This is a genomic window from Acidimicrobiales bacterium, from assembly GCA_035531755.1.
In the GTDB taxonomy this organism is placed as follows: Bacteria; Actinomycetota; Acidimicrobiia; order Acidimicrobiales; family UBA8190; genus DATKSK01.
Genome location: DATKSK010000066.1, coordinates 1 through 20,938 on the forward strand (window position 1 = coordinate 1; position 20,938 = coordinate 20,938).

At 73.6% G+C, this 20,938-nt stretch carries 13 protein-coding genes; 4 read left to right on the plus strand and 9 right to left on the minus strand.

Going from position 1 to position 20,938, the window contains the following annotated elements:
• Positions 1 to 479: 479 nt before the first annotated feature.
• A complete protein-coding gene (locus VMV22_13075; GenBank protein HUY23262.1) occupies positions 480 to 1,466 on the minus strand; it encodes a Gfo/Idh/MocA family oxidoreductase in 987 nt (328 codons plus the stop codon).
• 59 nt (positions 1,467 to 1,525) lie between these two features.
• Between VMV22_13075 and VMV22_13080 the strand changes: the two genes are divergently transcribed.
• Complete coding sequence (locus VMV22_13080; protein HUY23263.1) at positions 1,526 to 3,847, plus strand: hypothetical protein; 2,322 nt, start codon at positions 1,526 to 1,528, stop codon at positions 3,845 to 3,847.
• Between the two features lie 52 nt (positions 3,848 to 3,899).
• Here VMV22_13080 and VMV22_13085 read toward each other — a convergent pair whose 3' ends face one another.
• From VMV22_13085 to VMV22_13100, 4 genes are read right to left on the minus strand one after another with little or no spacing between them, the layout of a single operon-like run.
• On the minus strand, positions 3,900 to 4,385 hold the full coding sequence (locus VMV22_13085) for a hypothetical protein (protein HUY23264.1): 486 nt from the start codon (positions 4,383 to 4,385) through the stop codon (positions 3,900 to 3,902).
• A 28-nt stretch (positions 4,386 to 4,413) separates the two neighbouring features.
• On the minus strand, positions 4,414 to 5,109 hold the full coding sequence (locus VMV22_13090; GenBank protein ID HUY23265.1) for a nitroreductase family protein: 696 nt from the start codon (positions 5,107 to 5,109) through the stop codon (positions 4,414 to 4,416).
• Positions 5,110 to 5,162: 53 nt separating this feature from the next.
• Positions 5,163 to 6,440 (minus strand): MFS transporter, encoded by a 1,278-nt coding sequence (locus VMV22_13095; protein HUY23266.1) that lies wholly within the window; start codon positions 6,438 to 6,440, stop codon positions 5,163 to 5,165.
• Between the two features lie 10 nt (positions 6,441 to 6,450).
• Positions 6,451 to 7,818, minus strand: a complete 1,368-nt coding sequence (locus VMV22_13100; protein HUY23267.1) for a nicotinate phosphoribosyltransferase — start codon at positions 7,816 to 7,818, stop codon at positions 6,451 to 6,453.
• A 259-nt stretch (positions 7,819 to 8,077) separates the two neighbouring features.
• On the opposite strand from VMV22_13100, the gene VMV22_13105 reads away from it, so the two are divergent.
• Entirely contained in the window at positions 8,078 to 12,670 is a 4,593-nt protein-coding gene (locus VMV22_13105; GenBank protein HUY23268.1) for an alpha-(1->3)-arabinofuranosyltransferase family protein, read from the plus strand.
• 28 nt (positions 12,671 to 12,698) lie between these two features.
• Positions 12,699 to 14,198 carry an acyltransferase gene (locus VMV22_13110; protein ID HUY23269.1) on the plus strand — a complete coding sequence of 500 codons (1,500 nt, stop codon included), beginning with the start codon at positions 12,699 to 12,701 and terminating at the stop codon, positions 14,196 to 14,198.
• A gap of 30 nt (positions 14,199 to 14,228) precedes the next feature.
• Here VMV22_13110 and VMV22_13115 read toward each other — a convergent pair whose 3' ends face one another.
• The 4 genes from VMV22_13115 to VMV22_13130 all read right to left on the minus strand — a co-directional run bounded on the left by VMV22_13115 (position 14,229) and on the right by VMV22_13130 (position 19,793).
• Positions 14,229 to 15,713 (minus strand): glycosyltransferase family 39 protein, encoded by a 1,485-nt coding sequence (locus tag VMV22_13115; GenBank protein HUY23270.1) that lies wholly within the window; start codon positions 15,711 to 15,713, stop codon positions 14,229 to 14,231.
• Between the two features lie 77 nt (positions 15,714 to 15,790).
• A complete protein-coding gene (locus VMV22_13120; protein ID HUY23271.1) occupies positions 15,791 to 16,681 on the minus strand; it encodes a class I SAM-dependent methyltransferase in 891 nt (296 codons plus the stop codon).
• Positions 16,682 to 16,732: 51 nt separating this feature from the next.
• Positions 16,733 to 19,198 carry a hypothetical protein gene (locus VMV22_13125; GenBank protein HUY23272.1) on the minus strand — a complete coding sequence of 822 codons (2,466 nt, stop codon included), beginning with the start codon at positions 19,196 to 19,198 and terminating at the stop codon, positions 16,733 to 16,735.
• 58 nt (positions 19,199 to 19,256) lie between these two features.
• A complete protein-coding gene (locus tag VMV22_13130) occupies positions 19,257 to 19,793 on the minus strand; it encodes a histidine phosphatase family protein (protein ID HUY23273.1) in 537 nt (178 codons plus the stop codon).
• 105 nt (positions 19,794 to 19,898) lie between these two features.
• Here VMV22_13130 and VMV22_13135 point away from each other — a divergent pair, with 105 nt between their 5' ends.
• Positions 19,899 to 20,789: a hypothetical protein gene (locus tag VMV22_13135; protein ID HUY23274.1), complete on the plus strand. Its 891-nt coding sequence runs from the start codon at positions 19,899 to 19,901 to the stop codon at positions 20,787 to 20,789.
• Positions 20,790 to 20,938: the final 149 nt, after the last annotated feature.

A 20,938-nucleotide genomic window follows, 5' to 3' on the forward strand; every position in this document is an offset into this window, starting at 1 on the left:
CACGCCCATCTCGAAGTCGTACTGCCGCCGCACGAAGTTGTCGACCACGGCCACCTCGTGGCCCCGGCGGCTCAAGTGCAGCGCCGTCGGCCACCCCAGGTACCCGTCACCGCCCAGAACGAGGATCCGCACGCCCCCACCCCCCAGTCAGGTCGTCCGCCTCCCCTGGCGGGACGAACCCATAGTTTCGCTCATCAACCTGGGAGGAGACTGGGACGACTGCCAGAGTGACCTGGGAAATTGCGAGAAGAATTCGGTGCCGCCGCGGGCCCCGACGAGAGGATGCCGGGGGGTCGAGCGGCGAGCCTCGATCACCGGACCAGGGCCCCTCGGTGGCATGACCCCAGTGGGGGTATACCGCAGAGCGTCCCGGATCCGGCGTCCCGACCCGGCGTCCCGACCCGGCGCCCCGACCCGGCGCCCCGACCCGGCGTCGACCGGTCGGCACCGAACCGGAGCCCTGCCGCCGCGCCCGGACGTCAGGCGGAGGGGACGCGCCGCTCCAGGCCGGCGCGGCGATAGGCGGCGTCGATCACCTCCATGTTGGCGATGGCGTCGTCGGGCCCCGTGATGGGCGGCTCCTCCCCCGCCACAGCGCGGCAGAAGGCCTCGAGTTGGAACTCGTACGTGGGGCGGCGGGTGAGGTGTTCCACCTGGCGGCGGCCCCCGCTACGCACCGAGATGCGGTGGTAGACGTTGGGCCCGAGCGGGTTGAACACCTTCAGCTCTCCGGCCGATCCCGTGACGCGCAGGCCCACCCGCAACAACCGGCGCGACCACATGGAGCACGTGACCTGTCCCGTGCGCCCGTCGGCGAAGCGCAGGTCGGCCTGCAGGGCCCGGTCGACGCCCGGCGAGCGCAGCAGGGCGGTCGCCGCCACCACCTCGGGCTCGGCGTCGGCCAGGTGCCGGGCCATGTGGATGGCGTAGCACCCGGCGTCCATGGTCGCCCCACCCGCCAGGTCGAGGCGGTAGCGGATGTCGCCGAACCTGGGCAGCGGGAAGCACAGCGCGGTCGCGATGTGCCGCACGTCCCCGACGGCGCCCTCGGCGAGGAGCTGCTTGGCCCGCGCGAACACCGGGTGGTAGCGGTAGTGGAAGGCCTCCATCACCACCGTGCCCGGCGGGACGGCGGCGGCGACGGCGCGCGCCTCGTCGGCGTTGGCCGTGAAGGGCTTCTCGCACAGCACGTGCTTTCCGGCCGCCAGGGCGGCGATGGTCCAGCGACCGTGCAGGCCGTTCGGGAGCGGGTTGTACACGGCGTCGATCCCGGGGTCGGTGACGAGCTCGTCGTAGGACGACAGCACGCGCGGCACGCCGTGCTTGGTGGCGAACGCCGTGGCGCGGCCGTGGTCGCGCGCCGCCACCGCCACCACCTCGGCACCGGCGACGGCCCGGGCGGGCCGGATGATGGCGGCCGGCGCGATGCGCGCCGCGCCGAGGACGCCGATGCGGATGGGAGGCATCATCGCAGGCTACAGCCACTGCACGCCCACGCCCCGTGGACGGGCATAGTGTCCGCGCCGTGACCCGGGCCGTGCATTCGAGGTCGGCGCGCGTCCGGACTCCGGGACGGCGCCGCCTGGCGGTGGCCGCCCACGTGGCCGCCGTGCTGGCGGCGACGCTGGTGGCGGTGGTCACGACCAGCCGGCTCGCCACCGAGCCGGCCGGTGCGCTCCCTTCGGGGTGCCCGTCGTCCCCGACGGTGGTCGGCGACGGCCTCGAGGTGTCGTGCAAATGGGCCACGTTCCTGCCGGGCCAGGTCTTCCAGTCGTCGCCGAACCTCGCGCAGCTCGACGGGTCGGGCCCGAGCGTGGTGGTCGGGGCGCGCGACACCGGCCAGGTCTACGCGCTGCACCTGTCGGACGGTTCGGTCGTCGCCGGGTGGCCCGCCTCCATGGGGATGGCGGTGGACTCGTCGCCCACGGTCGTGCCCGACCCGGCGGGCGGTGGCCTCGACGACGTCGTGGTCGACGCCGGTGATGTCACCACGGGGCCACCGCCGTCACTGAACATCGACCAGGGAGCGGTGGCCGAGTTCGGCCCGGACGGCTCGCTGCGCTGGTCGCGCACGCTCCCGGACCAGTTCGACGGGTTCGGCGCCCACCCGGCGGTGTACGCCACGCCGCCCGCCGCCGACATCACCGGGTCGGGACGCCCGTCGCTCGTCACCGCCGGGGTCAGCCTGTCGCAGTACGCGCTCGACGCCGGCACCGGCGCCACCGTGCTCGGCTGGCCGCGCAAGACGGCCGACAGCACCTTCTCGTCGGCGGCGGTGGCGGACCTCGACGGCGGGTCGCGCCCCGTGGTGGTGGCCGGCAGTGACTCGAGCGCGGGCCCCGGCGCGCTCTACGACTGGAACGGCGGCGTCGTGCGGGCCGAGGACGGGACCGGGCGCGTGCTGTGGGTGCACCGCACCGACGAGGTGGTCAGCTCCTCGCCGGCGGTGGGTGACCTCGACGGCTCGGGTGACAAGGTGGTGTTCGGCCACGGCCGGTACTGGGCCGACCGGGAGCCCACCGCCGACGCCACGGCCGTCACCGCGCTGAACGCCGACGGCACCCTCGACTGGCAGACGAGCCTGTCGGGCTACACGCCGGCGTCCCCGGCGCTGGCGGACCTCGACGGCCGCCCCGGCGAACTCGACGTGGTGGAGCCCACGTGGGTCGGCCAGGGCCAGTCCGACGGCGGCGGGCAGGTGTACGCCCTCGACCCCCACGGCGCCGTCCTGTGGGGGCCGGTGTCGCAGACCTTCGTGCCCGGCGTCGCCGGGAACCCCGCGGACATCTTCGGAGGGGTGGCCACCGCCGCCTTCACGCCCGGCTTCCAGGACGTGGTGTTCGGCTCGACGTTCGGGTGGAACATCATCGACGGGCGCACCGGATCGCTCCTGCTGCCGCCGCCCTCGGTGTCGGCGGACAACGTCGACGGCGAGTTCGTCGACTGGGACGGCACCGTCGCCAACCTCGACATCCAGGGCACCCCCCTCGTGACACCGGACCCGGTGAGCGGGATGGACGTGGTCCTGGCGGGCACGTACGCGCCCTCCGACCCGAGCGGGGACCGCGGCTTCGTCGCCGTGTACCGGGTGCAGAACGCCGCGGCCGGCGCCGTCGGCGCGGGGTCGTGGCCCATGTTCCACCACGACCCCCGACACACCGGGTCGGTGTCACCGCCGGCGCTGCAGTGTGCCGGGTGCGTGCCGGCCGGAGCCGGCCACGGCTACTGGCTGGCGGCGTCCGACGGCGGGGTGTTCGCCTACGGCGGGGCGCCGTTCTACGGCTCCATGGGCGGCCAGACGCTGGCGCGCCCGGTGGTGGGCATGGCCCCCACGCCCGACGGGGGCGGCTACTGGGAGGTGGCGTCCGACGGCGGGGTGTTCGCCTTCGGCGACGCCGAGTTCTACGGGTCGCTCGGGCGCGTGCGCCTGGCCGCGCCGGTGGTCGGCATGGCGCCCACCACCGACGGCCTCGGGTACTGGATGGTGGCGTCCGACGGCGGGGTGTTCGCCTTCGGCGACGCCGACTTCCACGGGTCGATGGGGGGCCGGCACCTGGCCGCGCCCGTGGTGGCGATCACCCCCGACCCGGGGTCGGGTGGCTACTGGCTGGTCGCTGCGGACGGGGGCGTGTTCGCCTTCGACGCGCCCTACGGGGGGTCGATGGGGGGCGCCGCCCTGGCGCGCCCCGTGGTGGCGCTGGCCGCTCCCCCACCCGACGTGGCCGGCGGGTACTGGGAAGCGGCCGCCGACGGGGGCGTGTTCGCCTTCGGTGGCGCGCCCTTCGACGGGTCGGCCGGCACCCTGCAGCTGGCTGCACCCGTCGTCGCCATGGCCGTGGCCGGCTGAGGCGCATTCCACACCGCAGGCGGCGCCCGACCGGCGCCCGACCGGCGCCGAGTCACACCGCCAGGTGCACCTCGGCGCGCCAGTCCCCCGTGAGTCGCACGGCGCTCACCACCATGCCCGCTTCGAGGAGCCACGTCAGCACGGCGCCGTGGTCGGCATGTGTCGGCGGCGTCACCACCAGGCCGCGGCGGGGGTGGTCCTGGACCAGTCGCCAGCCCTCGGGCAGCCCCACGCCCGCCGAGGTGAGCCGGGCGAGCACCCGGGTGCCCACGGCGTGCTGCACCCCCACCGAGTCCGGCTGCACACCGTTGCGCCCGACCTTTCCCGCCACCCAGGTGCACACGGGGACGTCGTGCACCGCGCCCGCCAGGAGCATCGTGCCCAACCCCCGTTGCGGGGGCGGCTCGTCCTCGGGGCGCACGTGGGGGTGGAGGTTCAGCCAGCCGTCGTGGCGCGTCGCCAGGTCGTCCATGGCGCGCACCACGGCGCCGGTGTCCTCCACCCGGAATTCGATCACCTCGGTGCGCCGGCGCGCCACGTCGCCGCGATGCCCTGGCGGCGGGCGTTCAGGCCGGCCCGCGCAGCGCGGGCCCGTCGAACCGGTCGACGGTGGCGAATTCCTCGACGGCCTGGCGCGTCAGGCGGCGCGGCTGGTGGACGGGCCGGCCCAGGGCCACCAGGGCCGCCACCGCCATGTGCCCGGGCACGGCGAACAGGGTGCGCACCTCGGGCTCGCGCCGCACCACCATCGTCGTCATGACCCCGGCGAGACCCTCGCCGCGCGCCGCCAGGAGCAGGCTCCACACGAAGGGGTAGACCGACGCCCCCCCCACGAGCGTGTAGCGGTCGAAGCCCCGGTCGACGGTGGCCAGCTTGCGCAGGTCGGCGAGGACGAGCAGCAGGAGCGGCACCTGGTCGAGATGCTCGGCGAATCCCCCCGGCCCCGCCGCCGCCGCGGCCGCCACGGCCGGGGCCTCGGCGAGGGCGCGCCGCTCGGCCTCCCCGTCGGTGACCGGGGCCCACGGCACGAGACCGGCCGCCCCCTGCGCCAGGTACTCGTACCAGCCCGGCAGGTAGAGGTCGCGCAGCGCCGCCTTGCGCGCCGGATCGCGCACGACCACCACCCGCCACGCCTGGCGGTTGCCCCCGCTGGGCGCGAAACGGGCGGTGTCGAGGAGGCGGTAGGCAACGTCGTCACCGACCGGGTCGGAGGTGAAGGAGCGCACCGCCCCCGTGGTGCGCAGGGCGTCGGAGATGTCCACGACGCCGACGGTAGTTCCCCCACCGGGCCCGACGCCGGGCGCGACGCCATGCGCTACGCCGTGCCGGGCCACAGGTCCTCGGGCTCGCGGCCCATGGTCTCGGGGAGGAGCGCGAACAACGCGGTGGCGAGCACCACGGGAAGGAACGTGACGGCGGCGGCCAACCCGAATTGGTTCCCGATCTGGCCGACGGTCCCGAAGGTGACGAGGCCGGTCACGGCGCCGGCGACGCTGGCGGCCACGTTCCAGCCCGCCACCGAGGCCCGGACCGAGGTCGGGAAGAGCTCGTTGGCGAGCGCGCCGGCCGCCGGGGCGAAGGTCGCCGCCGCCAGCACCGCCAGCTCGTAGCCGACGAGCAGCGCCAGGCGCGACCCGCTGTAGGCCAGCATGCCGGTGAGGGCCATGGCCAGCATGGCGAGGGCGCCCGTGGGACGGCGCCCCACCCGGTCCGCCAGGAACCGGCCGAGCAACAGCCCCGTCAACCCGAAGGCCGCCGCCGCGGCCACCATGGCGGCGGTCTGGTCGCCGGACATCTTCAGGACGTTCTGCGCGTACAGGAAGACGAAGCCCGTGGCGGGGCCGGTCACCACGGCGACGGCGAACGCCAGCGACGCCACCGTGAGCAGGCGCCAGCGGTAGGCGGGTGCCACCGCGCCGAACACCGGCACGGGGTGTTCGACCGCCGCGGCCGCGATGGCGAAGCGACCGGGCTCGACGAGCCACCGCCGGATGAAGAGCATGGCCAGGAGCGGGATGACGGCCAGGGCGAAGAGCCCCCGGAACCCGAGGGTCGACTTGGCGAGGCCGTGGATCACCGCCGTCAGGCCCGAGCCCACGCCGTAGCCGGCGGCGATGAGGGCGATGGCCCGGGCGCGGTCCCAGGTGCCGGTTTCCTCGGCCGCGCTGACCTGGGCGACGGCGTTGGTGGCACTCAGCAGCGGGCGGCCGAGCGCGAAGATGACCACGAACCACCAGTAGCCGGGCGAGGCCGACGCCAGGACGGTGAAGGTGAGCCCCAGGGTGCAGGTCACCAGGAGCATGAACCGGCGCCCGTAGCGGTCGGCGAGGCCGGCGAGGGGGAGGCCACCGAGCGAGGCCAGTCGCAGGACGGCGAGCCCCACCCCGAGGGACGTGAGCGACAGCCCGGTCTGGTCGGCGATCGTCCTGCCGTGGACGATGCGGCCGAAGTGCGCGGCCACGTCGCCCAGTGCCGCCACCGCGCCGAACTGCCCGAATCCCGAGGCGAGCGCCATGAGCGCCAGTCCCACGATGGCGCGATCGGACCACGAACGGAGCCCGAGGTCCCCGCCCGGCGGACCGCCGGCGCTCACGACGGGGCGCTCACGATGGCGGCACACCACCTGATCGACGTGCGGCGGCTTCCGCCCGTTCGGCCGTGCTCCGCAGGGCGGCTGTCGATCCGGGGACGACGGCCTGCGGTGCGTCCAGGGCGCGTGCCCCCGGCGGGAGGTCGGCGAGGTCGGCTTCGAAGCGCGCCCGGGCGGCCGTGATGTCGGCCACCGGGCCGCCCGCGGGGACGGTCGCCACCACCGGGTCGACGCGCCGGCCGCCGTGCATGACCGGCTCGAGCAGCGGGCGTGTCCCGACGGGCGGTTCCTCGTCACGGAGGCCGATCGTGTCGCGCATCGAAGGGCCCCGGAATACCTGTTTCGCACCGGGGAGCGACACCTTCCCCGGTGACAGCTTCATCACCGGGCGGCCGGCGAACGAGACGAGCTTGTAGGCGCTGTCGAGGAAGGGGGCGTCCGCGGACACCCCGAGGCGCGTCCCGACGCCCGCCGCGTCCACCGGGGCGCCGTCGGCCACCAGCCGGGCCAGGTCGTGCTCGTCGAGGCCTCCGGAGACGAGGATGCGGACCCGGGGAAGCCCGGCGGCGTCGAGCATGCGACGGGCCTGGTGGGCCAGTGCGCCGAGGTCGCCGCTGTCGAGCCGCACAGCGGCGTCCTCGCCCAGGCCGAGCTCGGTGATCACGGTGATGGCGTTGGCCATGCCCGTCGAGGTGTCGTAGGTGTCGACGAGGAGCGTCACCCCCCGGGGATGGTCGCGGGCGTAGGTGCGGAAGGCGTCGATCTCGGTCGGGAACGCCTCGACGAAGGAGTGGGCCATGGTCCCCGACGGGCGCAGCCCGTAGCGCCGGGCCGCCTCCACGTTGCTGGTGGCGACGAACCCCACCATGGCCGCCACGCGTGCCGCCGCCATGCCGGCCTCGATCCCCTGGGTCCGCCGCAGCCCGAACTCCACGAGATCGAGGCGGTCGGCGGCGGCCAGGCGGCAGCGCGCCGCCTTCGAGGCCAGCGTGGTCTGGAAGGTGATCTGGTTGAGCAGGACCGTCTCGGCCAGCTGTGCCTCGGCGACAGGCGCGGTGACCTCGAGCAGGGGCTCCTGGGCGAACACGATGCGGCCCTCGGGGACCGCCCACACGTCACCGGTGAAGCGCAGCGTCGAGAAGGCCTCGAGGCTGGCGTCGTCGAAGCCCACCGTGGCCAGGTACTCGAGCTCTTCGGCGTCGAAGCGGAACTGCTCGAGCCAGTCGAGACAGGCACCGAGCCCCGCCGCCACCAGGAAGCCCCGCTCGGGCGGGAGCGCCCGGACGAAGAGGCTGAACGTGGCGGTGTCGTTCATGGCGTGGCGCAGGTAGCTCGCCGCCATGTTCAGCTCGTAGAGATCGGTCCGCAGCCCGCCGCTCATGTGCCCTGCCCGCGTTCGCCGCCGGAAGCCGCGATGTGCCCCCGTTCTACTCGCCTGCTCGCCGGGGGGTGGGGACGGCGGCCGCCGCGGGACCGTCAGGCAATGGCGGGCGGGCACCTCGTAGGCTGCCACCCGGCCGCCCCGAGGTTTCGAGCGCTCGTGCCGCGGGGGCGCCGCGCCACCTCGAACCGTGACCCGAACCCGCCCGCCCGCCGACGAGCCGAGCACCCCCCGCCCGCCACGCTCCGGGCGCCGCGTCGTGGCTACCTGGTCCGGGCACCTCGTGCTGGCCGCGGTGGCGTACGTCCCGCTCCTGCGTACCGCACCGGGGCAGGTGGGCGCGGACACGAAGCTCTACCTCTACCTCCACCCGGCGCGGTTCATGTCGCAGGTGGCGTCCATGTGGGACCCCGACGTCGCCATGGGGTCGGTCACGCACCAATACATCGGCTACCTCCTCCCCATGGGCCCCTACTACGCGTCGATGCAGGGCCTCGGGGTGCCCACGTGGGTGGCCCAGCGCCTGTGGACGGGCAGCCTGCTCTTCCTGGCCGGCGCGGGCGTGCTGTTCCTCCTGCGCACCCTGTCGCCGGTGACCACCACGCCGGGGGCCGGGTCGCTCGACATGGGCACGCTGGGCGGCGTGGGCGCCATGGTGGCGGCCTTCGCCTACATGCTCTCGCCCTACGTGCTGCAGAACGAGGCCCGGGCGTCGGTGTTGCTGCTGCCGTGGGTGGGGCTCCCGTGGATGATCGGGCTCGTGGCCCGGGCCCTGCGCCACGGCGGGTGGCGGCATCCCGCGCTCTTCGCCGTGGTGGTGGCGCTGGTCGGGAGCACGAACGCCGCCTCCCTGGTGCTGGTGGGCGTGGGGCCCGTGCTGTGGGTGCTGTGGGAGCTCGTCGCCCGCCGCGTGGACTGGCGCCGGGCGCTGGCGACCACGCTCGAGATCGGGGTGCTCAGCGCGGCGGTGTCACTGTGGTGGGCGACGGGGCTCGCCGTCGAGGGCACCTACGGCATGGACATCTTGCGCTACACCGAGACGATCCCCACCGTGGCGCGCACGAGCCTGGCGTCGGAGACGCTGCGGGGCCTCGGCTACTGGTTCTTCTACGGCGTCGACAAGGTGGGTCTGTACCTGCCGATGGCGGGTCCCTACATGACGTCGGTGTGGCTCCTGGCGGTGAGCTTCGCCGTCCCGGCCGCGGCGTTCCTGGCCGCGTTCGTGACCCGGTGGCGCGAGCGGGCGTTCTTCGTGACCCTGATCGTGGTGGGCACGATCATGTCCGTCGGCGCGCACCCGCTGTCGGACCCCTCGCCGCTGGGTCGCCTGATCAAGGCGGGGGCCACCGGCTCGACGGTGGGTCTGGCCCTGCGCAGCACCAACCGTGCCACGCCGCTCGTCGTCCTCGGGGTGGCCGTGCTCCTCGGGGCGGGCGTCGCCGCCCTCGCCCGCCGGTGGAGGATCGCGGGGGTGGTGGCGGCCGCCGCGGCGACCGGCCTCGTGGCCGCTGACCTTCCCGCGCTGTGGACGGGGCAATTCGTCGCCGCCAACCTGAGCAGGCCCGAACACATCCCCTCGTACCTGACGCAGGCGGCCGACTACCTCGACAACCAGCCCGGGGCCCACCAGACCCGCGTCCTGACCGAGCCCGGCATCGACTTCGCCGTCTACAACTGGGGCACCACGCTCGAGCCGGTGCTGCCCGGCCTCATGACCCGCCCCGAGGTGGACCGGGGCCTCGTGCCCTACGGCTCGCCGGGGTCGGCCGACCTGCTGGGAGCGGTCGACGAGGGCGTCCAGGCCGGCACCTTCGACCCCTCGGCACTCGCTCCCATGCTCCGCCTGATGAGCGCCGGCGATCTCGTGCTCGAGTCCGACTTTCAGTACGAGCACTACGACACGCCCCGCCCCCAGGCCCTGTGGCAGAAGCTCGACCCTCCGCCGCCCGGGCTGGGCGCCCCCATCGGGTTCGGCAGCCCCAGGGTCACGGCGGCCTCGCCGAGGAAGTACCCGGAGATCGACGAGACGGCGCTGGGCCTCCCCCACGACGCCGCCTATCCGGCACCGGTGGTGGCCTTCCCCGTGGCGAACGCCCGCCCCATCCTGCGGACCGAGGGCGCCACCACCCCGATGCTCGTCGACGGTGACGGCACCGGACTGGTGGCGGCCGCCGGCGCCGGCCTGCTCGACGGGCAGGCGACCGTCTTCTATTCGCCGTCGTTCGCATCGCAGCCGGCCGAGCTGCAGCGCCAGGTGGCCCGGGGTGCCGACCTGGTGGTCACCGACACCAACCGGCGCCAGGCCGAGCAGTTCGGCACCGTGCGCGAGAACGTCGGGTACACCGAGATGGCCGGCGAGAAGGCACTCGTCCCCGACAGCCGCGACGCCCGGCTGCCGCTGTTCCCCGCGGCCGCCGGGGACACGAGCAGGACGGTGGCCGTGCAGCTCGGGGTGAAGAGCGTGCAGGCGAGCGGCTACGGCAACCCCATCACCTACGTGCCCGAGGACCGGCCCGACCAGGCGATGGACGGCAACCTCCGCACGGTGTGGACGGTGGGCGCCTTCGACGACCCGGTGGGCCAGTTCCTGCGGATCACGCTCGACCACCCCCTCACCACCGACCACGTCAACCTCGTGCAGCCGCTCTATGGACCACGTGACCGGTGGATCACCCGCGCCACCTTGCGCTTCGACGGCGGCCGGCCGATCACGGTCGACCTCGACGGCACGTCGCGGACCTCGGCGGGGCAGACCGTGTCCTTTTCCACGCGGACGTTCACCACGCTGCAGATCACCATCGACAGGACGAACACGAGCGGCCAGCGCTCGACCGACGGGATGTCGGGCGTGGGCTTCGCCGAGGTCCGTCTCGGCGGCCAACAGGTCGACGAGGTGCTCCGCATGCCGCAGGACCTGTTGACGGCGGCCGGCGCGTCCTCCGCGTCGCACCGCCTGACCCTCGTGATGACACGCCAGACCGCGGCCCCCGTCCCGCCGCGCACCGACCCTGAGATCGACATCGCCCGCTTCTTCACGCTGCCCACAGCGCGGTCGTTCTCGGTGAGCGGCACCGCCGAGCTGTCGCCGCTGGTCCCCGACGACGACATCGACCGGCTGCTCGGGACGACCGTCCCCGGTGTCGAGGCGGCGTACTCGTCGGGCCGGCTCCCCGGCGCGTTGCAGGACCGGGCGTCGTCGACGCTCGACGGCGACCAGGCCACGGTGTGGAGCCCCGGGCTGGGGCCGCAGGCCGGCAACTGGCTCGAGTACGACCTGGCGCGCCCGCTCACGTTCGACCACCTGTCGATGTCCGTCGTCGCCGACGGCCGGCATTCGGTGCCGACGTCGGTGACCGTCAGCGCGGGGGGCCAGAGCCGGACGGTCCCCGTGCCGGCCCTGTCCGACAGCACGCAGCCGTGGGCGACGCAGACGGTCACGCTGACGTTCCCCGCGCTGACCGGCACCGACGTGCGGCTCACCTTCGGCACGGTGCGGCAGGTGACCGATCTCGACTACTACTCCGACACGCAGGTGGGCCTGCCTCTCGGCATCGCCGAGGTGACCATCCCCGGCATGCCCCGGGCCGTCGCCGCCCCCGCCGCGCTGCCCGGGACGTGCCGGAGCGACCTGCTCACCGTGGACGGCGTGCCGGTGCCGGTGAGCATCACGGGCACGACGGCGGCCGCCGAGGCCCTCGACGCCGTCGGGGTGCACGGCTGTGGCAGCGCCACCGACGGCATCACCCTCGGCGCCGGCCCGCACGAGCTGCAGACCCAACCGGGGTTCCCGCCGGGCGTCGACGTGAACATCGACAGCCTCGTGCTCGACTCGGGCCCGGGCGGGTCCGCGCTGGCGACCGGGGCGACGGGGCGGGCGCAGCCCGTCGAGTCGGGGCCGGCGCCGACGCTCACGGTCGTGCACTCCTCGGCGACGGCGGCGAAGGTCGTGGTCCACCATCCGACGCGGCCGTTCTGGATGGTGCTCGGTGAGAGCACCAACGCCGGGTGGCACGCCATCACCGGCACCGGCGCGGACCTGGGCCCGCCGCAGCTCGTCGACGGCTACGCCAACGGGTGGTTGGTGACCCCCGCCACCGCGGGCCACGACATGGTCATCATGCTGCAGTGGACGCCGCAGCGGCTGGTGTCGGCGTCGTTGGTGGTATCCGGGGTGTCGCTGGCGCTGTGCCTTGCCCTGGGCTGCCTGCCGCGGCGATGGCGGGCGAGGCTGCGTCGGCTCGCCCGGTCGGTGCGGGCGAGGCCGCGCCGCCGTGCGCGGCCGGAGGAGCCGGGCGTCGCCGTGCCCATCGGCCCCGCCGGAGCCTACCGTCGGGCCTCGGCGCCGGGCACCGTCTCGGCACGACTCCACGGCGCGCCACCGGGGGCGTCCGACACGGCCGCCGAGCGCTCCCCCCTGCTCGGCTCGCCGTTGCGATCGTCGGGGGCGCGGCCGGGGTGGGTGGGCCTGGTCGTCGTGCCCGTCGTGGCCGGGGGGGTCACCGCCGCCGTCGTCACCCCGGGCGCCGGTCTCCCGGTGGCCGCGGCCGCCTTCCTGGCCGCCGCCACCGGCTACGGGAGGGTCGTGCTCGCCGTCGGGTCGGTGGGACTGCTCGTCGCCGTGGACCGCATGGTGACCAGTGCCCAGCGCACGTTCCACTACGCCGCCGACTTCGGGTGGCCCAACCATGTCGAGACGGCGAGCACGCTGGCGTGGATCGCCGTGGCGGTGCTCGGCGCCGACGCACTGGTGCAGGAGGTCCGTGACCGTCGCGCCCGCGGCGCGCCCCGGTCGGGACGGCGGACGAGCCCCAACCACCCTGCACGGGGCAGGCACATTCGTCGGCCCGAGTGAGAGCGGCCATGGTACGGTCGAACGACTGATGGTGGACGCCGCGCCCCTTCCCGCTGCCGAGGCGATCGACGAACCGGTCGACGGCGCGGCGGCACCGGATCTCCGGAGCCCCGAGAGCGGCATACCGGGCGTCCGGCCCCGGCACTTCCCCTGCTTCGACGGGCTGCGTGCCATCGCAGCGGTCCTCGTCGTCCTGGTGCACACGGGGTTCGACTCGGGGTTCACCCTGCGAAGTTCGTACGGCATCTACACCGCCCGCCTCGAGATCGGCGTGTCGGTGTTCTTCCTCATCTCGGGGTTCCTGCTCTACCGGCCCTTCGCGGCGTCGCACATCGCCGGCGGGGCGCCGCCGGCCGTGGGGACCTTCTGGGCGCGGCGCCTGCTGCGCATCCTCCCGGCGTACTGGCTGGCGTTCGTGGTGACGAGCTATGTCCTGCACGCCAACAAGATCTATCCCGGGTGGCACTCGGTGCTGATCTACCTGGGCCTGCTGCAGATCTACTTCCCGAAGCACTCGTTGTCGGGGATCACGCAGGCGTGGTCCCTGTGCACCGAGATCTCCTTCTACTTCTTCCTGCCCCTGTTCGCCATGGCGGTGAACGCGCGGCGCCGCTCCGACCGTCACCAGATGCGCCGCGAGGTCATGGTCCTCGTCGTGCTCTACACCATCGGGATCGGCCTGCGTTTCTGGTTGCTCCACTCCCACTCGGGCGCGGCGGGCGCCATGGAGACGACACTGCCCGCGTACCTCGACCTCTTCGCGCTCGGCATGTTCCTGGCCCTGGCGAGCAGCTGGCTGGCACACCGCCACCGCGAGCCCCGGTGGCTCTGGCACCCGGCCATGCCGTGGGTCAGCTGGGGGCTGGCGCTGGCGATGCTGTGGTCGGTGTCGCACATCGGGATCTCGCGGCTCCCGCTCGTGCACAGCTCGCCGGGGCGCGGCGTCGAGCAGGAGGTGCTGTACGGCCTGTTCGCGTTCTTCCTGCTGCTGCCGGCGGTCTTCGGCCCCCAGCACCGCGGTGTGATCCGCGGGGCGCTCACGTGGAAGCCCGTGGTGGCCCTCGGCATCGTGTCCTACGGCCTCTACCTGTGGCACCAGGCGTGGGCCACGCTGTTCGTCAAGTGGACGGGGCTGCTGTTCCGCCTGCCGCTGCTCGGGATGTTCGCCGTCGTCTTCGGCATGGGCCTGATCTCCGCCATCGCCAGCTATGTGATCGTGGAGCGGCCCATCCTCGGCTTGAAGGACCGGCTGGGGTGGTGGAGCCGGATCCCGCGGCCCGGCGCCAGGGCACGCGGCCGGGCCGGGCCGACTGCGGTGTCAGCCGGAGCCCCCGCCGCCGTCGGCGACGTCCTTGCGGAGCAGGGCGAGCTCCTCGGCGAAGACACCGGTCATGTCCTCGAGCCTGCGCAGCTGCGAGCGCAGGTAGACGCAGACCGTCAGGAGGACGAGGGCGGCCAGCACGGTGAGCAGGGCCGGGGGGCTGATGACGCCGAGGGCCCGGGCGAGGCGGTCGAAGAGCCCAGGTGAGATCGCCAGGACGGCGACCACCACCGGCGCCTACGGCGCCGACACCGGCGACGCCGGGAACGGTGTGAGGGGCCCGGTGACCGCCGGCGGGTGGTCGTCGGGCGTGGCGCGGTCGACGGAGGAGCCGGACGGGCTGGTGGCGTCGGGGGCGGCGCCGCGGGGCGCGCCGGTGTCGGCGGGATGGCGCCGCCCGAGCACGACGTCGGGTGGGGACCCGGTGCGCCGCAGCCGGCCCCACAGCCAGTCGAGCTGCACGGCCCCGAGCAGTACCAGCGACACCTCGAAGGCGGTGCGGTAGCGCGTCTGACCGAAGCTCACGAGCACCGTGGCGGCCACGTCGATCCCCACCGCGACGAGCGGGAACACCGGCACGCGGCGGCGCCGCAGGACGACGAGGCCGCCGACGGAGAGCGCGACAAGGCCGTAGTACATCCCGAGGCCGACGAGCGCCCAGTGGTACGGGCGCGTCTCGACGTAGTAGTCGAGCCATACCTGCATGGCCGGATGGAAGGCGCCGAAGGCCCGCCCGAGGCGGGCGAGCTCCACGGGCAGCAGGCGGTTCTCGTGGGCCCGGATGTAGCGCAAGGCGTCGGTCTGCGCCTGCGCCGACTGCACCGACTTGTCGGCGTGCGGGTTGACGGGTGCGTGCAACGAGCACGTCAGCGACCAGTAGCCCTCGAACGTCCCCGACCACGTCACGTCGCAGTTGGCGGAGGCCAGGGTGATCCCGAGGCCCGAGCTGATGAAGGTGGGTTTGGTGAAGCGGCTCATGTTGTAGCCCACCCAGGGCGCCACCACGGTGAGCGCCGTGAGCGTGCCGAGCCCGAGCAGCGCCAGCCGCCGGCGCCAGCGGAGGCGGGCCGCCAGGGCCAGGGGGAAGAGGATCAGCGGGAGCAGCAGGGCGAGCTCGTCGCGACCGAGCGCGGCCAGGCCCATGACGGCACCGAGGGCGAGCACCGAGCCCGTCGAGGGGCGCTTCCAGAACCGGTACGCGCAGAGCAGGACGCCGGCCACGAGCAGCGGGGTGAGGGTCTCGGAGAGGGCGAGCTCGTCGCTCATCCAGATGTTGGGGTACACCGCCACCAGGAAGGCGGCGATGAGCCCGGCACGGCGCCCGGCGATCTCGCGCCCGGTCAGCCCGCCCACGGTGACGGCGGCGGCACCGATGACGCAGCACCACACGCGGTGGGCGAAGAAGGACTTCAGGCCGACCACCGAGGTGGCGGCGAGCACGAAGACGAACAGCGGTGGCCAGTCTGCGGTCTGCACGACCGAATGCTCCAGGGCGTTGTAGTGCCACGGGTCGATGAAGCCGTGGCCCGACACGAGGAGGTTGGCGGCATTGTGGAAGTAGTAGGCGTCCCCGCCGGGCTTGCGGTCGGGGCGCCCGAGGACGGTGGCCAACCGGATCCCGAACCCCATGAGGGTGATGGCCCCGAGCCACACCCACCACCGGCCCGCACGCGCCCGGGGCACCGCCGTCACGGGGGGCGGCGCCGTCACGGGAAGCGGCACGGCGCCACGGTCTGCCAACCGGTCGGGCGGTTCGTGCTCGGCAGGTCGGCGCTCCTCGCTGCGCCGCCGCCGCCGACTCACGAGCCTGCGGGGCGGCGGCGCAGCACCAGGAGCAGGTTCCACGTCGCCAGCTCCCGGACGGCCGGCACGTGGACGATCCAGCGCATCCAGTCGGGGTAGTAGCGCGGCAGGGCGTCGACGACGTCGACCCCGGGATGCGACCGGGCCAGGCGCAACGTGGGGCCGACGTGGCACGCGAACAGCGAGGACCCGAAGAGGTTGCCCGGCGGCCGGCCGAAGTGCCGCTCGTAGCGACGAGCGGCGCGGTGCCCGCCGAGGAAGTGCCAGGGGGCCGTCTCGTGGCCACCCCAGGGGGAGTACCACGCCGTGAACGACACGTACAGCAGGCCCCCGGGCCGGGTGACCCTGATGAGCTCGTCCATGAAGACGGCCGGTGACGCCACGTGCTCGAGGACGTTCGACGAGAAGGTCAGGTCGGCGACGCCGTCGGGTATCGGCAACACGTTCCCGTCGCCGGCGATGGTCCGTCCGGGGGCCAGCCGGCCCGGCGTGATGTGCCAGTCGTGGAGTTGGCGCACGGCGTCCTCCGATGGCGGCGCACCGTCGGTCGGGGGGCCGGGCTCGGGCGGTTCCGGCCGGGCGGCGGCGCCCGCCTCGGGCTCGACCAGGACGCAGCGCGCCCCGGCCCGCGTGAGCGCCTCGGTGAAGTAGCCCGGTCCCCCCCCGATGTCGAGCACGAGCTTCCCCGCGACCGTGGTGTACCGGCGCAGCTGCGCGACCGTGTCGGCCGCCTGGAACCGGTAGAACTCCTGCGGATCGGTCCGGTAGAAGCGGTCGAACTCCGAATGCCCGCCACGGAAGGCCCGGAAGAGTTCGATCGAACGGCGCAGCCCCCAGTTGTCCGGGCCGGCGAAGGACGTCTCCGTCTCACCCTGGGCGGTGACCATCCCGGCCCATGGTAACCGCCGGGCGAGGCTCGTCCCGGCTGCCGCGGGCGGTCACGCCGCGCCCGAGGGCGCCGGTGCTCGTGACACGCGGCGCCACGCCACCAGGGCGATCAGGTATGCCACCAACCCGAGGCCGAGCACCACGTGGAACCCGAAGATCATGGCCAGCAGCGTGGCCAGCACGGCGCCGACGACCGAGGCGAAGCCGTTCACGGCCCAGCCCCAGGCGACGTATTCGCGAGGCGTGTCGCTGAGGCGCGACACGGCGCGCAACCCCAGGGGCATGAACATCCCGAGGCACAGCCCGAGCGGTGCGAGCAGGCCGAAGGCGATGGGCACGCGCACCGCCATGGGGAGGCCGAGCAGCGCGTTGGTGAGTGGTGTGAGCCCGAACAGGTAGAAGGCGGTCAACGCGGTGAGGGCGACGAGCAGAACCGGGACGGTGGCCCGGTGGCCGTCCTGGCGGCTGCTCGCCAGGGCGCCGATCCCGGTGAAGACGAGGATCGACATCAGCGTCACCGTCAGCGCGTAGGTCGGGTAGCCCAGGAACAGGTTGAGCAGCTGCATGAGCGTGACCTCGAAGAACATGAAGCCGAGCCCGACGGCCGCGAAGAACAGGGCCGAGCCCGCCTTGCGCGGCATGCGGCGCCAGTCCTTGCGCACGGCCACGAACGGCAGCAGCAGGAACAGTGCCGAGATCACCACGGACAGCACGAGGAGCAGGATGAGCACTCGCTCTCCCACCTGGTCCTCGCGGTCCTGGCTCGTGATGGGGTGGAAGTAGTCGCGCAGGACGGTGCCGAAACGCGCCACGTGCCAGAAGAAGGGGTCGTTGTCCGTCGTGGGGACGACGTTGTACGTGTAGGAGGCGTAGAAGGCCCGTAGCTGTGCGGCGGTGCTCGACGCCACCGTGTCGACGGGGTTCCGGGGCACCGCCCGCCCGGGAGCGTACTGCAGGCTCGTCCCCGGGACCGAGGCGAGCGACGCCACGAACCGGTTCACCTCGGCCGGGGTGAAGGCGGAGCGTTTCACGAGGATCGTCGACAGGGTGAACGATCCGAGCAGGTGCGCCGGCGACGTCGCCACCATGATGTGGGCGCCGGGATCGGTGATGCCGAGGTTCGTGAGGGCCTGGCGGGCGGTGGCGACGAAGCGCGTCGTCCGATACGGCTTGTGCTGGTAGTCGATCTCGCCGAACTGGGCCACGAAGATCCCGTCACCGGTGAGGTGCTTCAGGCTGTCGACGATGGCGTCGGTCGTGTACAGGTAGCTCTCGGAGAGCACGAAGGCACTGGCGGTGGCGGCGTTCGTGGCCGCGTAGCTGTCCGGCGCCGGGTACCAGATCATGTCGTACTTGCGGTCGGTGCGCGCCAGGTAGGAGCGGCCGTCACCGTTGACGTAGTTCACGGCCGGGTTCTGGGCGAGGTGGCCGTCGAAGTCGGCGAAGGTCGTCGTGACGAGCGAGTACGTCACCGGATTGAGCTCGACGGCGTCGACGTGCGCCGCTCCGAACCACAGCGAGGCGAGGACCTCGTGCCCGCCGGCGGCGCCGATGACGGCCTCCTGCTTCGGTGGCGTCCCGGTGACGGCGAAGGGGATCGCCCGCGGGTCGGCGCCGAAATCGTAGTGGGCGAGCGACGACACGTGGCCGTCCCACCGGTAGATGGCGGAACCGATGATGCCGTCGTGGTAGAGGGTGCGGACGTCGGGGGTCGACTGGAGGGCGTCCACACGGAAGATCGGGCTCCACGCCGAATAGATGGGTGTGCCGACGAGGATGCTCGCCTTGGTGGTGTCGAGCCGCTGTGCCGGGAGGATGCTCGGAGCGGCCACGAGGACAGCGGTGAGCCCGGCCAGGACGACCATGACGGGCGCGGCCCGGGGACGCACACGCCACATCACGACGGCCGCCCCGACGAAGAGCACCGCCGCCGCCAGCATGATGGTCGCCGGCGGCCCGATGGAGCCGGTGAGCGTGATCACGATGGCGCAGGCGAGGCCCGCGCCCAGGAGGTCGGCGAAGTACAGGCCGCCGACGCCTTCGGGCCGTCGCCCGAAGAGGGTGGCGACGATGACGCCGGGGGCCACGAAGGGCACGAAGACGAGGAGGCAGATGGCGAGCAGGTCCCCCATGCTCTTCGCCCCCGTCGTTCCGTACCGCCAGATCGAGAGGGTGTCGAGCGAGATGTGGGCCACCACGACGTAACTCGCCACTACGCACAGCGCGCCCAGGAGGAAGCTCCACAGAAGGACCGTGTCCGTGCGCGCCCGGCGCAGCCGCGCCGACACCGCCACCAGGACACCACCCGTGCCGATGCCGAGCAGTGCGAGGCCGATGATGAGGTACGTGTAGTAGTAGAAGAGCTTGTAGGAGATGACCCGCGTGTAACAGATCTCGATCAGCAGGGCGGCGAAGCTGACGAGCAGGATCTCAGCGTGGTGGCCCCATCGAGACGGTCTGGCGTGGCCCGGCGTGGCGGCGACGCCCGTGCTCGGCCGAGTCCGCAGCGTGGTCACCGGGCTTGTCTACCACGGGCCCCATGCGGCTCCATGGCTCGTCAGGCCGCGCCAGTAGTCAGAGACGCGCCGGGGCGATGTACCGCGCGGACACCACCCGCCCCTGGCGGAACTCGATGACCCACACGCACCCCTTCAGGCCCGGCGGGCGGCGCGGCAGGCGGATGCCGTCGGCGGCGGCGAGCGCGGCCAGCACCACGCCGATCACCTCACCATGGGTGCAGAGGACGACCGTTCCCGACGACCCCTGGTCCGACGACCCCTGGCCCGACGACCCCTGGTCCGACGACCCCTGGTCCGACGACCCCGGGGTGGACAGGGAGCGGACGAGCGCCAGCGCGCCGTGCGCGGCATTGGGGGTCAGGTCGGCACCCTCCTCGATCGGGATCCCCAGCTCGGCGGCGAGGGGTTCCATCGTCTGGATGCACCGGTCGGACGGGCTCGAGAGGATGCGGTCGGGTCGCAGGGGGGCCACGACGTCGGCGATGTGCATGGCCTGGCGTCGCCCGCGGGCGTCGAGGGGCCGGCGCCGATCGTCGCCGGCCCATCCCTCCTTCGTCCCCGCACGGCCGTGTCGCACCAGCACGAGCTGCACGATCCCCATGATGCCCCGCCGGCGTGAGGCCGGGCGGTGGCGCGCCCGGAATGTGACGACGACGGCACCACCGGCGGCGACGGTTGCCGGTATGGTGCTGCCCTGGTGCGTGCCCTGCAGCGGAAGACGGTTGCCATCGCAGTCGTGGTCGTGGTGGTCGGGGGGATCGCCGCCGGCATCGCGCTGTCGGCCGGAGGATCGGGGCACCCGGTGACCGTCCCCGGGACGCGGCGACCCGCCGTCCCCTCGGTCCGGCCGCCTGCCGTCCCCGCCGGCGCGTTCGCCGTCGACACGTTCCACCGCGTGGTGTCGGGGGGATGGGGCGGCGCCGACGTGGGCGGGCCGTGGGTGGTCGCCAAAGGCGCGTCGGCCGACCTGTCGGTGGACGGTCACGACGGCAGCGTGGCCGTGCGGGCGGGCCCGTTCCTGACCGCCGAGCACATCGTCGTGCTGCCCGCCACGTCGGTCGCCGACTTCGAGGGGACCTTCGACGTCTCGTTCATGGAGGACATCAACACCGTGGACCCCGCCTACGGGGGCGTGCTGGCCTATGTGGTGGCCCGCTACCGCAACGCCGGGGCGACCGGGTACTACCGCCTCGGCCTGGTGTGGGACGCGGCGACGCGCCGGCTGTGGCTGCGCACCCAGAACCCGGTGGGCAAGGGCCAACCCGGTGACTTCACCATCGAGTACGACACCGGCATCGACCCGACGGCGGACTTCCCCGCCGGGCCGCCCTACGGCCCGTACCGCGTGGCGGTCCGGATCTCTGGGTCCGACCCGACCACCTTCGCGTCCAAGGTCTGGCGGGCGGGCGGCCCCGAGCCGAGCGGGTGGATGCTGACAGGGCGCGACGGCGCCGACCGGGGACCGCAGGTGGCCGGGCCCGTCGGTGTCCGGGTGAGCGACGACCTGCAGAGCAGCCCCCGTGTCTACCTCGACTTCGTCGCGCACGTGCGCATCGGGAACCTGGTGCTGGGCCCGGCCACGCGCTGAGCGGTCCGGCCACGCGCTGAGCGGTCCGGCCACGCGCTGAGCGGTCCGGCCACGCGCTGAGCGGTCCGGCCGCGCGCCGAGCGGTCCGGCCGCGCGCCGAGCGGTCCGAGCGGGCGCCGAGCGGTCCGAGCGGGCGCCGCCGCCCGCGT

What these genes read in the sequence shown, in the direction of transcription:
- VMV22_13075 (HUY23262.1), bottom strand. Translation starts at nt 1,466, where the DNA reads ATGCCTCCCATCCGCATCGGCGTCCTCGGCGCGGCGCGCATCGCGCCG.
- VMV22_13100 (HUY23267.1), bottom strand. Translation starts at nt 7,818, where the DNA reads ATGAGCGGCGGGCTGCGGACCGATCTCTACGAGCTGAACATGGCGGCG.
- VMV22_13110 (HUY23269.1), top strand. Translation starts at nt 12,699, where the DNA reads ATGGTGGACGCCGCGCCCCTTCCCGCTGCCGAGGCGATCGACGAACCG.
- VMV22_13120 (HUY23271.1), bottom strand. Translation starts at nt 16,681, where the DNA reads ATGGTCACCGCCCAGGGTGAGACGGAGACGTCCTTCGCCGGCCCGGAC.